We start from the raw sequence: 14,715 nt of genomic DNA on the forward strand, positions 1-14,715 counted from the left end.
GGAGCGGGCTTGCTCGCGAAGGGGCCCTAAAAGACAGCGAAGATTAAAGCCCCTCCAACTGCGCCATCAGATCACTCAACCGATCCACCTTCTCGGCACTGATCTCATTGGCTGCCAACCCGTCGATATACTCGGCCAACTCCGCCACCGTGCTGCACTCGAACATTGCGCGCAACGGCACATCCCGCTGCAAGGTCTTCTGCACCCGCGACGCAATCTGCGTGGCCAGCAACGAATGCCCGCCCAGTTCGAAGAAGTTGTCCTGCACCCCGACCCGCTCAACCTTCAACACCTCAGCCCAAATGGCCGCCAAGGTGGTCTCCAAGTCATTGCGCGGCGCCAGGTAGTCCTGGCTGCACAACTGGCCGATTTCCAGGTCAGGCAGCGCCTTGCGGTCGAGCTTGCCGTTGGCGTTCAGCGGCAGGCGCTCAAGCCATAGCCAGTGCAGCGGCACCATGTATTCCGGCAGTTCGGCGCGCAAGCGTTGCTTGATGCGGTCCAGGCGTTCGCTTGGGCTCAGGGCTTCATTTGCGGCCACCAGATACCCGACTAGGTGCTTGCCGTTGACGCCTTCCTGCACGGCAATCGCCGCGTCCCGCACTTCCGGTTGTTCGTGCAGGCGTGCTTCGATTTCACCCAACTCGATGCGGTAGCCGCGAATCTTCACCTGATGGTCGATCCGCCCCACATACTCCAGCACGCCATCGCTGCGGCGGCGTGCCAGGTCACCGGTGCGATACAACCGCTCCCCCGGCGCGCCGAACGGGTTCGGCACAAACACTGGCGCGGTGCGCAGCGGGTCGCTGACGTAACCACGACCCACGCCGATGCCCGCGACACACAGTTCCCCCACCGCACCTTGCGGCACCAACTCCAGCGCGCCATCGAGCAGGTACAAACGGTTGTTATCCGTTGGCGTACCAATCGGCAGGTAAGTGCCGCGGGTCGACGCCAGGTCCACGCGGTAGAACGCCACGTCATCCGAGCACTCCGCTGGACCATAGGCGTTCACCAGGCCAATCTCTGGATAACGCTGCAACCACTTGTGCGCCAACTCAGGCGGCATCGCCTCACCGGTGGGCAGCATCCAGCGCAAGCCGTCCAGGCGGATGCGCTCCTGGGCGAGCATGCCCTGGATCAACGACGGCACGCTTTCCAGCACCGTGATGCCCTGTGTCTGTACATGATCCAGCAAGCCCTGCGGGTCATGGGCGAGGGTGTTCGGCACGATATCCACCCGTGCGCCAAACAGCGGCGCGGCGAGAAATTGCCACACGGAAATATCGAAGCTTTGCGAGGCGGTCTGTGCGATCACATCCGCCGCACTCAGGTCCAGGTACGGCACCTTGCTCAATTGGTTATTGAGCATGCCGCGCTGTTCCACCATCACGCCCTTGGGCAGGCCGGTGGAGCCCGAGGTGTAGATCACGTAGGCGAGGTTGTCCGGGCCGCTGTAGATGCCGGGGTTTTCGTCATGCTCATCCAATGCCTCCCACACCAACAGCTTCGGCCGCGCCGAGCAGGCGAACTCTTCCAGCAATACCTGCGCCTGTTCGCGGCACGCCTCGGTGCACACCAGCAACGGCGTGCGGCTCAAATCGATAATGCTGCGAAGGCGCTGGCTTGGCAGGCCTGGGTCCAGCGGCAAGTAACCAGCACCGGCCTTGAAGCTGCCGATGATCATCCCCAGCAAGTCCAGGCTGCGTTCAGCCAGCAAGGCCACCGGTTGATCCAGGCCGACACCGGCCTTGATCAATGCGTGCCCCAGGCGGTTACTGCGGCGGTTCAGTTCGGCATAGCTCCATTGTTGATCGAGGCAACTGGCAGCGATGCGCTGTGGATGCTCGCTCACCTGCGCTTCAAACAGCTCGATATAGCTGCGCTCCAGCGGGTAGTCATGCTCGCTCTGATTGCAGCCGTCCACCAGGAACTCACGTTCCTGCGCGCCAATCAGCGGCAGGTCTGCCATGTCGCCATGGAAGCCCTGCACCAGCGCCAGCAGCAGGCGCTTGAACTCGCCGAGCATGCCTTGCACGGTGGTTTCGTCGAAGTAGCGCTGGTCATAGGACAGGTGCAAGCCCAGGTCATCCCCCGGATAACACACGGCGGTCAGCGGGAAGTTGGTGTGGGTACGGCCGGAATCCGAGGTGGCATTCAGGCTTTGCGCACGGTCCAGTACCGAGACTTCCACCGGGGCGTTTTCGAACACGAACAGGCTGTCGAACAGCGGCTGGCCCTTGGGCAGTTCGCTGTGTTCCTGAATGGTGACCAGTGGCAGGTATTCGTACTCGCGCAGTTGCATGTTGCTGTCGAGCAAGCCGCTCAGCCACTGGCGCACGCTGCAGGGTTGATCGTCCTCGGGCAACTTCACCCGCAGCGCGATGCTGTTGATGAACAGACCGACGGTGCGTTGCATCTCGGGCATTTCCACCGGGCGCCCGGCCACGGTAACGCCGAACAGCACGTCGCGCTCGCCACTCAACCGTCGCAGCACCAACGCCCACGCTGCCTGGGCAAAGGTGTTGACGGTCAGCTGATGGGCCTGGGCCAGTTCACGCAGTTGGGCACCGTCACGGGCATCGAGGCGGGTGTAGCAGTCGCCCACCACCATGCCACCGTGGCCTGCGTGGTCACGCATAAATGGCCGGTCGCTCGGAATCGGCGTGGTGCGCTCAAAGCCTTGCAGGTTCTGCTGCCACCACTGGCGCGCTTCATTGAGGTTCTGGCGTTGCAGCCAGGCGATGTAGTCGCGATAACGCGGCGGCGTGGCCAGTTGCGCCTCGCGGCCTTCGCCCATGGCCATGTAGATATCGAAGAAGTCATTCATCAGCAGCGAACGGCACCAGGCATCGATGAGGATGTGGTGGTTGCTCATCATGAACCAGTAGCGCTCGGCGCCGACACGGATCAGCCGCAGGTGGAACGGGGCCTGGTTGAGCAGATCGAAACCGGCTTCGCGCTCCGCCTTGAGCAAGGCTTGCAGGCGCGGCTCCTGTTCGCTTTCTGGTTCATTGCTCCAATCCAGATACTCGATCGCCGTGCTGCCCGGCTTGTGGATCACCTGCAGCATGTCTTCGCCGACATTCCAGCAGAACGAGGCGCGCAACGCTTCGTGACGGGCGATCACCGCCTGCCAGGCCTGGGCGAACCGCTCGGGGTCCAGGGCGCTGTTGATGCGGTAGCGATCCTGCATGTAGTACAGGCCGGTGCCCGGTTCCAGCAGGGTGTGCAGCAACAGGCCCTCCTGCATTGGCGTAAGCGGGTACACGTCTTCGATGGCGCTGGGCGGCACCGGCAAGGCATCCAGTTGCGGCTGGGTCAGGCGTGCCAGCGGGAAGTCGGACGGCGTGAGGCCGCCGGCATCATCCTTGAGGCAGTGGGCGACCAGGCTTTGCAACTCGGCAAGGTAGGCATCGGCCAGTTCGTGGATGGTCTGCTGATCGTGGCGTTCACGGCTGAAGGTCCAACGCAGCACCAGTTCACCGCCGTACACCTGGCTGTCGACGCTCAGGGTGTTGGGCAGCGGCGCGTCCGGGTCGTGGGCGATGCCTGCGGACTCGTCCAGCGGATGGAACAGCGCATCGCTGCCAAAGCTCTGGTCGAACTGGCCCAGGTAGTTGAAGGTAATCTCGGCCGTCGGCAACGCCGCCATGCTTTGCTGGGTCAGGTCGTCCGCCAGGTAGCGCAATACGCCATAACCCAAACCCTTGTGCGGTACGCCACGCAGTTGTTCCTTGATCGCCTTGATCGAGGCGCCCTGCCCGGCCGCCTCTTCGATGTGCACCGGGGTCAGGCGCAGCGGGTAGGCACTGGTAAACCAGCCGACGCTGCGGGTCAGGTCGATGTCATCGAACAGGGTTTCGCGGCCATGGCCTTCCAGTTGGATCAGCGCCGAGGCGTGGCCACTCCAGCGGCATAACACTCGGGCCAGGGCGGTCAGCAGCAGGTCGTTGACCTGGGTGCGGTAGGCGCTTGGGGCCTGTTGCAGCAACTGGCGGGTGTGTTCGGCGTCCAGGCGCACGCTGACCGTGTCGGCATCGCGGTTGCGCAGCGAGCCCTGTGGGCGGTCCACCGGCAAGGCCACCGCAGGGCCGGCCAACTGGTTTTGCCACACGCCCAACTCTTCGCGCAGGGATTCGCAGCCGGCATAGGCCTGCAAGCGCGACGCCCAGTCACGCAAGGCGCTGGTCTTGGCCGGCAGGCTGACGGACTGGCCGTCGCTCAACTGGCGATACACCGTTTGCAGGTCTTCGAGCAGCACGCGCCACGACACGCCATCGACCACCAAGTGATGGATCGCGATCAACAAGCGTTGCTGGCCTTCGGGGCCGTCCACCAGCAAGGCGCGCAGCAGCGGGCCGTGTGCCAGGTCGAGGCTGCGCTGGGTGTCGGTAAACAGCGCGGTGCACTGCTGCATATCACGCACCTGCGCCTGCATCAGCACGCCGCCTTCGGGTACGGCCAAGTGTTCAGCGTGCCATTGGCTGTCACGCTGGGTGAAGCTCAGGCGCAGCGCATCGTGGTGTTCCAGCACCGCTAGCAGCGCTTGCTCCAGGCGATGGGGTTCCAGCAGTTGCAGCGGCTTGAGCAGCAACGCCTGGTTCCAGTGCTGGCGCTGGGGGATATCCGTGTCGAAGAACCAATGCTGGATCGGCGTAAGGCCCGAGCTACCGGTGAGCACGCCCTGCTCCGCCGTGACCTTTTCGGAGCGCGTGGCTACGGCGGCCAGGGTTTGCACGGTCTGGTGCTGGAACAAATCCCGCGGGCTGAAATGAACCCCCGCCTGCCGCGCACGGCTCACCACCTGGATCGACAGGATCGAGTCGCCGCCCAGTTCGAAGAAGTTATCGTCGAGGCCGACTTGCTGCACGTTCAACACCGCCGCCCAGATCGCCGCGAGTGTGTGCTCCAGCGCATTGCGTGGCGCCACGTACTGTTGACGATTGGCCTCGGGGTCGGGTTCTGGCAAGGCACGACGGTCGAGCTTGCCGTTGGCGGTCAGTGGCATGCTGTCGAGCACGATCAGGTGCGCGGGCACCATGTAGTCTGGCAGCTGCGCCTTGAGGTGAGCCTTCAACGCGTCGCGCAGAGCGCCCTGTTCTGCATCGCTGACCAAATAGGCCACCAGCTGTTTGCCGCTCGGCGAATCCAGCGCCAGCACCACCGCTTCACGCACCGCTTCGTGTTCCAAAAGACGGGTTTCGATCTCCCCCAGTTCGATGCGAAAGCCACGAATTTTCACCTGATGGTCGATGCGCCCCAGGTACTCCACCAAGCCATCGGCGCGTTGGCGCACCAGGTCACCGGTGCGGTACAGGCGCCCGCCGTTGCTGGCGAACGGGTCGGCGACAAAGCGCTCCGCCGTCATGCCCGGCCGCTCGTGGTAACCCTGGGCAAGCCCAGCGCCACCGATGTACAACTCGCCGGTCGCGCCTTGGGGCACCAACGCCAGGTCGGCATCAAAGATGTAGGCCACACGATCGCCGATAATGCTGCCGATCGGCACACTGCCCGCGCCCTCCTCCAGTTGCTCTGGCGCCAGGCTGGCCAGCGGCATCACCACGGTTTCGGTCGGGCCATAGGCGTTGAAGAAGACCTTTGGCTGGAACGCCGCACGGATGCGCGACAAGTGTTCACCGGTGAGCGCTTCCCCCCCGGTGATGCACATGCGCACCGGCAAGGTCTGTTGCTGGGTTGCCAGCCACTGCGCCAACTGGCTGCCGTAGCTTGGGGTAAAGCCGAGGATATTGATGCGATGGGTGCGGATCAGGCCGCAGATTTCTTCGGCATCCCACTGCCCCTGGGCACGCAAGACCACCTGGGCACCGCTGAGCAATGGCACCAGTAAGCGCTCGGTAGCCGCGTCGAAGTTGATGGAATAAAAGTGCAGCTCGCAGTCATCCGCACGCATGCCAAAGCGCTCGATCACCGCCTGGCAATGCATGGCGATTTCACCGTGGGACACCACCACGCCCTTGGGCTTGCCGGTGGAGCCGGAGGTGTAAATCAGGTACGCCTGATGTTGCGCCAGGCTGATAAATGGCAACGCGCCTGACGGGTAATTGGCCAGTACCGGCAGGTCATCTTCCAGGCACCAGCAGGCTACGCTGGCAGGCAACTCGCCGAGGGCTTCGAACATCGCCGCATCGCTGAGCAGCAGGCCGATGCCGCTGTCTTCGATCATGTAGTGCAGGCGGTCCAGCGGGTATTCCGGGTCCAGCGGCACATAGGCGCCGCCAGCCTTGAGGATCGCCAGCAGGCCGATGACCATTTCCAGCGAACGCGGCAGTGCCAGGCCGACACGCACCTGCGGGCCCACGCCGCGCTCGCGCAGCATCCAGGCCAGGCGGTTGGCGCGCTCGTCCAGTTCACGGTAGCTCAGGGTTGCGCCAGCGAAGGTCAGCGCGGGTGCATCGCCACGGGTCGCGGCTTGCTGGCTGAACAGCGTGTGGATGCACTGGTCGAGGCGGTGCTCGCCCTTTTCGATGCCCAGGCTGTCCTGCAAGGCGCGTTGTTCGTCCTGCGTCAGCAACGGCAATTCGCTCAGGCGCTGTTGCGGGTTGGCGATCAAGGCTTCCAGCAGATTGCGCCAATGTTCAGCCATGCGCGCGATGCGTGGCTCATCGAACAGGTCGGTGCTGTAGGTGAGGCAGCAACCCAGGCGATGGTCGAGATCGGTGACTTCCAGGTTCAAGTCGAACTTGGTGGCGCGGGCATCATTGGCCAGGTATTCCACGGTCATGCCAGCCAGTTGGCGGCTCTGCTGGAATTCCCAACGCTGCACATTGCACATCACCTGGAACAGCGGGTTATACGCCGCGCTGCGCGGCGGTTGCAGGGCTTCTACCAAATGGTCGAACGGCAGGTCCTGATGGGACTGGCCCTCGATCACGGTGTGGCGCACTTGCTCGAACAGCTCGGCCACATTCATCTGCCCATTAAGCTGGCAACGCAGCACCTGGGTATTGAGGAATGCACCAATCAACCCTTCGCTTTCTGGGCGGATACGGTTGGCCACCGGCGCGCCGATGCGCAGGTCGGTCTGGCCGCTGTAACGGTAGAGCAAAACGGCCAGGGTGGCGGTCATGGTCATGAACAGGGTCAGACCCTGTTCGGCATTGAAAGCGCGTACGCGGGCGGCCAGGTCATCGCTCAGGTCGAAACGGTACAGCTCGCCTTGGTGGCTCTGCACCGGCGGGCGTGGGCGGTCGCCGGGCAGTTCCAGCAGCGGGTGTTCGTTGCCCAGTTGGGCGGTCCAGTAATCCAGTTGGCGCTGGCGCTCGCCAGACTCCAGCCACTGGCGCTGCCACACGCTGTAGTCCAGGTATTGCACCGGCAACGGCGCCAGCGGCGAGGCGCGCTCATCGATAAAGGCTTCGTACAGCGCGCTGAGTTCACGGGCAAAGATGTCCATGGCCCAGCCTTCGGTGACGATATGGTGCAGGGTCAGCACCAGGTAGTGCTCCTGCTCGCCGGCCTTGACCACACAGGCGCGCAGCAGCGGCCCGGTTTCCAGATTGAACGGGGTGTGGGCCTCGTGATCGGCCAGGTGCTGCAAGCGCAGCTGGCGCTCGGATTCACTGAACGCCGAAATGTCCTGCCAATCCATGCGCAGCCCGGTTTGCGCCGAGACCTTCTGATAAGCCACGCCATCCACGCTCGGGAAGGTGGTGCGCAGGGTTTCGTGACGCATGATCAAAGCCTGCAACGCCGCCTCGAACCGCCCCACATCCAGCACGCCCCGCAAGCGCGCCATGCCGCCCACGTTGTAGGCAGGGCTGTCCGGTTCCATCTGCCACAGGAACCACATGCGCTGCTGGGAATAGGACAACGGCACAGGCGCGCTGCGATCGACCTTGGCGATGGCAGTCTGCTGGTTGCGCTGGCCCGAGGCCTGGATCAGCCCGACTTGCTCGGCAAATGCGCCCAGTTCACTGGCTTCGAACAGGGTGCGCAGTGGCAACTCGACGTCGCACGCCTGGCGGGTGCGGGAGATGATTTGCGTGGCCAGCAACGAATGGCCGCCCAGGGCAAAAAAGTCATCGTGCAGGCCAATGCGCGGCAGGCCGAGGACTTCGCGCCAGATCGCCGCGATCTGCTGTTGCAGCGGGGTTTGGGGTTCGATGTGTTCGCGGGTATGCCACACAGGTGCAGGCAGTGCGCGACGGTCCAGCTTGCCGGCGGGGCTCAGGGGCATGGCGTCCAGGCGCATCAACAATGCGGGCACCATGTACTCCGGTAGCTCGGCAGCCAGGGCGGTTTTAACCTCCTCGTCGTTCAGCTCGCCATGGGCGGTGTAGTAACCGATCAACTGTGCGTCACGTACCAGCACCACCGCCTGGGCAATGCCGTCCAGAGCCAGCATGCGCGCTTCGATCTCTTGCGGCTCCACGCGGAAACCGCGCAGCTTGACCTGCTGGTCGAGGCGGCCAAGGTATTCGATCACGCCGTCAGCGCTCCAGCGCGCACGGTCGCCAGTGCGATACAAACGGGTGCCCTGGTGGTCGGCAACAAATCGCTCAGCTGTCAATCCAGGTCGCCCCAGGTAACCCCGGGCCAAGCCAATACCGCCGATGCACAATTCACCCGGCACGCCCAGCGGCACAGGGTTGAGCTGTTCGTCGAGCACGCGGCAGATCACATTACCCAACGGCCGGCCAATGGGCGAACGCTCGCCGTCTTCAGCGCGGCAATGCCAGTGGGTCACGTTGATCGCGGTTTCGGTCGGGCCATAACGGTTGTGCAATTGCACCGCCGGCAGTTGCGCCAACACGCGGTTGCGCAGCTCGACGGGCAAGGCTTCGCCGCCGGAGAACAGGCGCCGCAGGCTGGTGCATTCAGCGGCCAGCGGCTCGTCGATAAACAGCGCCAACAACGGCGGTACGAAGTGCAGCGTGGTCACGCCATGTTCCTGCACCAACTGCGCGATGCGGTGCGGGTCGCGATGCTCGCCGGGGCCGGCCAGTACCAGGCGGCAACCGGTGATCAGCGGCCAGAAGCATTCCCACACTGACACGTCGAAACTGATCGGCGCCTTTTGCATCAACACATCGGTTTCATTGAGTTGGTAAGTGGCCTGCATCCACTGCAAGCGCTCGGCCAGGGCCGCGTGGGTGTTGCCCACGCTTTTGGGCTGGCCGGTGGAGCCGGAGGTGTAGATCACGTAGGCGAGGTTGTCACCGTGCAGGTGCAGGCCAGGTGGCTGGGTGGGCCAGCTGTCCAGGTGCAGGCTGTCCATGGCGATCACGCACACGCCTTCGGCCGTGGGCAGTTGTTCCAGCAACGAGGTCTGGGTGAGCAGCAGGTGTACGCCACTGTCCTGGAGCATATAGGCCAGGCGGTCGGCGGGGTAATCCGGGTCCAGCGGCACGTAGGCACCACCGGCCTTGATGATGGCTAGCAGACCGATCAGCAGTTGCGGCGAACGCTCGGCGGCGATAGCCACGCACACGTCCGGACCGACGCCTTTGTCGCGCAGGTAATGGGCCAGGCGGTTGGCCTGGGTGTGCAGTTGGGCGAAGGTCAGGCTGGCGTCCTGCCAGACCAATGCAGTGGCATCCGAGGTGTGTTGGTTGAGCAACTCGGGCAGCCATTGTGCAGCGGGCGCACACGGTGCTTCGCTGAAAGCTTGCTGTTCGTCGTGTTGCATCAGCGGGAGGTCGCCGAGGGTTTGCTGGGGTTGCTCGCACACGCCTTGCAGCAGACGCGTGAAATGCTCGGCCAGACGTTCGATGGTGCGGGTGTCGAACAGCTCATCGGCATAGTCGAACGACAGGCTCAAGCGCCCGTTGCGGTCTTCTTCGCTGTGCAATTGCAGGTCGAACTTGGCTTCACGGCTGTGCCATGGCAGCTCATCGGCGAGCATGCCGGGCAAGCGGCGCAGGGCGCTGAGGTCGCGTTGCTGGTGGTTGAACATGACCTGGAACAGGCCTTGTTCGCGGGCTTGCGGGAAGGCTTCCAGCAGTTGTTCGAACGGCAGGTCCTGGTGGGCCTGTGCACCCATGGCTGTCTCGCGGGTGGACGCCAACAATTGATCGAACGGCAAGCGCCCATCCAGCTCGGCACGCAACACCAGTGTGTTGATAAAGAAGCCGATCAGGCCCTGGGTTTCCTGGCGTGGGCGGTTGGCATTGGGCACGCCGATGCGGATATCACGCTGGCCGCTGTAGCGGTAGAGCAAGGTCTGGAACGCTGCCAGCAACAGCATGAACGGCGTGGACTGGTTGGCTTGGGCAGTCTGGCGAATCGCGTCGCTGAGGCTCACGCTCAAGCGCACTGTGTGACGCGACGCGCTGTTGGTGTGGTGCGCCGAGCGCGGGTGGTCGGTGGCCAGGCTGAGGGTTGGGTGCTCTTCGCCCAACTGGGCTTTCCAGTACGCCAGTTGGCGCAAGCCTTCGCCCTCGGCCAGCCATTGGCGCTGCCAACTGCCGTAGTCGGCGTATTGCAGGGTCAGGGGCGGCAACTCCAGGGCTTGGCCTTGAGTGGCGGCGGCGTACAGCCGTGAGAATTCGTCGATCAGAATGTTGAGCGACCAACCGTCGGCGATGATGTGGTGCAGGGTCACCAGCAACTGGTGATCTTCATCGTCCAGGCGCACCAGGGTCACCCACAGCAGCGGGCCTTTTTCCAGGTCGAACTGGGTGCGTGCCTCGTCCTCGCGGATCTGTTGTGCCCGCGCCTCGCGCTCGGCCACGGGCAGGTCGCTGAGGTCGATGACGTGCAGGTCAAAATCGGCCTTGGCGTCGACGCGCTGGAAGGCTTGGCCATCGCGTTCGTAGAAGCGTGTACGCAGGGCTTCATGGCGCTGGATCAGGTGCTGGAAGCTGGCGCGCACCGCGTCTTCATCCAGTTCGCCGCGCAGGCGCAAGGCACCGGGGATGGTGTAGGCGCTGCTGTGGGGGTCCAGTTGCCAGGTGATCCACAGGCGGTTCTGGGCCAGGGATTGGGGCAGTTCGTCCTGGCGCGACAGGCTGTGGATAGCGCCCTGGGCAACGCCGCCGTCCTGCCGCAATTGCGCGACATTGGCGGCAAATGCCGCGAGCGTCGACGCTTCGAACAGCATGCGCAGGTTCAGTTCCAGGCCCAACGTTTCCCGCAGGCGCGCCACCACCTGGGTAGCGGTGATGGAGTTACCGCCGAGCAGGAAGAAGTGGTCATCGGCCGCAACGGTTGTGACGTGCAACTGTTCGCACCAGATCGCGGCGATCTGGTGTTGCAGGTCGGATGCCAACGCAGCATCGCCGGCCTGGGCCTGCACATCGGGAAACAGCGCATAGCTGTCGAGGCTGCCATCGGCATGGCGCAAACCACACGCCGCACGTTGCACCTTGCCGCTGGAAGTCTTGGGCAAGGCCCCTGGATTGAGCAGCACCACCACGCTCGGCGCCTCTTGATAGGCCTCGGCGACAGCTTGGCGGATCGCCTTGATCAGCGCTTCGGGCGGCAGGATTTTCTGCACGCTGCGGCTGATCTCGGCGGCGATGCCGATGCCTTCCAGGCCCTGGTCATTCACGGCAAACGCCGCCACCCGGCCCTTGCGCACCACTTCCACTTCGCGCTCGATGGTTTGCTCGATGTCCTGGGGGTAGAGGTTGTGGCCCCGCACGATCAGCAGGTCTTTCAAGCGGCCGGTGATGTACACCTCGCCAAAGCGCATAAAGCCCAGGTCACCGGTGCGCAACCAGGTGCGACCTTCGTGCTGCACGAAGGTCTTGGCGGTGGCTTCAGGGTTGCGCCAGTAGCCGTGGGCGATGCTCGGGCCGGTGGCCCAGAGTTCGCCGACGCTGTTGTCGGGCAGTTCGGTGAGGGTGTTGGGGTCGACGATCAGCACCGCGTGCTCAGGCTGGCTGGTGCCGCAACTCATGATCGCCGTGCCCTGCCCTGGCTCGGCACGGTTGGCGGCCAGTGCCTGCTCATCCATGCGCATAGCCGGGATGCCACGGCCACGGCTGCCACCGGCGACAAACAGGGTCGCTTCGGCCAGGCCGTAAGAAGCGAAGAAGTTGTCTGGGGTGAAACCGCAGGGGGCGAACTTGTCGGCGAAGCGTTCCAGGGTGTCGAGACGGATCGGCTCGGAGCCGGAATAGGCCACGCGCCATTTGCTCAGGTCCAGGCGTTCCAGGGCCGATTCGCTGACCCGTTCGCTGCACAGGCGGTAGCCGAAATCCGGGCCGCCGCTGATGGTGCCGCCGTATTCACTGATCGCTTGCAGCCAGCGCAATGGACGCCCGAGGAAGTACGCCGGCGACATCAACACGCACGGCACGCCGCTGAAAATCGGTTGCAGCAGGCCGCCGATCAGGCCCATGTCGTGGTACAGCGGCAACCAGCTGACGATCACGTCATCGGGGTTGAGGTCGATGCCAAAACCACGACGGATCAGCACTTCGTTGGCCACCAGGTTGCCGTGGCTGACTTGCACGCCCTTGGGCAGTGCCGTGGAGCCCGAGGTGTATTGCAAGAAGGCGATATCGTCGGGGTGCAGGTCGGGGGCGACCCAATCGCCGACACTGTGCAAGCTGTCGACGCTCAACACCGGCGGCGCGTTTTCGATCTGGGCCAGGCCGTCGGCGAGGCTGGCGATGGTCAGCAGCAGGCGCGGCTGCGCATCGCTGATGATCGACAGCAAACGTTCCTGATGATGACGGCGGGTGGACTCTGGCGGATAGGCCGGCACCGCGATCACCCCGGCGTACAGGCAACCAAAGAACGCCGCGACGTAATCCGGGCCACTGGGGAACAGCAGCACCGCACGGTCGCCCAGGTCGGCGTTGGCCTGCAAGGCGGCGGCAATGCTGCGGGCGCGGCTGTCCAGGTCGCGATAACTGAGCACAACGTTCTGCTCGGCAGACTCGGCGAGGAAGCGCAGGGCCACCTGGTCCGGGGTCTGCGCAGCACGACGTTGAAGGGACTGGACCAGTGTGCGGGGAAGTTCGAAGGCGTCCATCATGGGGTTCCTGCCTGAAATCGGCTTACGGGGAAATCGGGGCTTACTTGAAAACAGAGAGCGGTGGCATTCAGCCGGCGATCAGTTGCCGCGCCACGCCGTTGCGCCAGCGGGCCAGGTGCTCGTCGGCGTAGCGGCGAATGCAGCGCAGCACCGCGCTTTCGTGCTGCACGAGAAAGAAGTGGTGGCCGTCGAACATGTCGAGGGAAAAACCGCTGGCGGCGTCGACTTGCCAGTCGAGCAACTGGTCGGCGCGCACGCTGTCCTGCTTGCCGCCGAACACATGGATCGGCATGGCGAGCGGCTGGCGCTGGCCGTAGGTGAAGCTGCCGCACAGCAGAAAATCGGCACGCAGGATCGGCAGCATCAACGCCATCAGTTCAGGGTTGGCCAGGGCCTCTTCGGCAGTGCCTTGCAGTTCACGCAGGCGGGCGATCAGTTGCTCATCGGTCTTTTCGATGGCGTATTCGCTGACATCGCGATGGGCCGGGCCGGCAGTGCCAGAGGCGAACAGCGCCAGGGGCGCGGGCAGGTTGCGGGCCTTCAGCGCGTGGGCCAGTTCAAACGCCAGCAGGCCGCCCAGGCTATGACCAAACAAGGCGTAAGGGCCGCTGAGGTCGCGACCGATCTCATCGGCCAGTTGCGCTGCCAAGGCCTTGATATCGCGCTGCAACGGCTCGTCCATACGCATGCCACGCCCCGGCAGTTCCAATGGGCACACCTGCAACCAGGCAGGCATGGCCCGGCGCCAACGCGCATACGCCATGGCACTGGCACCCGAATAGGGCAGGCAAAACAGACGCAGTGGAGTCGGCGCGCTCATCGCTGGAAGACTCCAAACCCAAACACGCTCTCTGCACGATAGATACCCATCTCGCCCTCCTGCGGGTGCTGATCCTTGGCCGTTTTACTAACGGACCTGTCACCCATGAGAACGGACGGCGGTGGCAAATAATTAGTCGTGGAGGATGAGCGAGACCTGGGTCACACCTTTCAAGAAGGCATAAGATTAGTTCGCCTTCTCATTTGACAATCATTATCATTAAGCCTAATTTGTTGCCCGATGTGTAGGAGGCCTCAGCAAGGACGCCCTCCCCTAACCTCTTTAGCAGCAAGGTGAATTCCATGACGGAACCCGTATCCACAGGCAGGTGTGACTCACCTCTTCTCCAGGCATTCGTCGACAATCGACTGATTTTGGTGAAGATCGCAGCACGTATCACTGGCTGCCGCTCACGCGCCGAAGACGTGGTGCAAGACGCGTATTTCCGACTGCAGTCGGCACCGACGATTACCTCGTCTTTCAAGGCCCAGCTCAGTTACCTGTTCCAGATCGTGCGCAACCTGGCGATCGACCACTACCGCAAGCAGGCGCTGGAACTCAAATACTCGGGAACGGAAGAGGAAGGCTTGAATGTGGTCATCCACGGCGCTTCACCGGAAACCTCCCACATCAACTTCAACACCCTGGAAAACATCGCCGACGCCCTGACCGAGCTGCCGCAGCGCACCCGTTATGCGTTCGAGATGTACCGCCTGCATGGCGTGCCACAGAAGGACATCGCCAAGGAACTGGGCGTGTCGCCGACGCTGGTGAACTTCATGATCCGCGACGCGCTGGTGCATTGCCGCAAGGTGTCGGGCAGCCATAGCGATACGTTTGCCCGCCGGGTTTAAGAGCCCTACTGACCAAGCTAGGAATGTGCAGGGCTTGTGTGGGAGCGGGCTTGCTCGCGAAGGCGGTGTGCCAGTCGCCGAAAATATTGACT

The 14,715-nt window shown here is 63.6% G+C and carries 3 protein-coding genes; 1 reads left to right on the forward strand and 2 read right to left on the reverse strand.

Annotated features, from left to right (window positions below):
* Positions 1-43 precede the first annotated feature (43 nt).
* Both DYL59_RS29125 and DYL59_RS29130 read right to left on the reverse strand, forming a co-directional pair.
* Positions 44-12,949: a non-ribosomal peptide synthetase gene (locus tag DYL59_RS29125; RefSeq protein ID WP_135292250.1), complete on the reverse strand. Its 12,906-nt coding sequence runs from the start codon at positions 12,947-12,949 to the stop codon at positions 44-46.
* Between the two features lie 67 nt (positions 12,950-13,016).
* Positions 13,017-13,769 carry a thioesterase II family protein gene (locus DYL59_RS29130; protein ID WP_135292251.1) on the reverse strand — a complete coding sequence of 251 codons (753 nt, stop codon included), beginning with the start codon at positions 13,767-13,769 and terminating at the stop codon, positions 13,017-13,019.
* Between the two features lie 302 nt (positions 13,770-14,071).
* Between DYL59_RS29130 and DYL59_RS29135 the strand changes: the two genes are divergently transcribed.
* Positions 14,072-14,623, forward strand: coding sequence for an RNA polymerase factor sigma-70 (locus tag DYL59_RS29135; protein ID WP_003192867.1), 552 nt, complete (start codon positions 14,072-14,074; stop codon positions 14,621-14,623).
* Positions 14,624-14,715: the final 92 nt, after the last annotated feature.

Origin of the sequence: Pseudomonas kairouanensis (assembly GCF_004682055.1) — a bacterium.
Taxonomy (GTDB): Bacteria; Pseudomonadota; Gammaproteobacteria; order Pseudomonadales; family Pseudomonadaceae; genus Aquipseudomonas; species Aquipseudomonas kairouanensis.

Excerpts from the sequence above, each read along its gene's own strand:
- DYL59_RS29125 (WP_135292250.1), bottom strand. The coding sequence starts at position 12,949 with ATGATGGACGCCTTCGAACTTCCCCGCACACTGGTCCAGTCCCTTCAA.
- DYL59_RS29130 (WP_135292251.1), bottom strand. The coding sequence starts at position 13,769 with ATGAGCGCGCCGACTCCACTGCGTCTGTTTTGCCTGCCCTATTCGGGT.
- DYL59_RS29135 (WP_003192867.1), top strand. The coding sequence starts at position 14,072 with ATGACGGAACCCGTATCCACAGGCAGGTGTGACTCACCTCTTCTCCAG.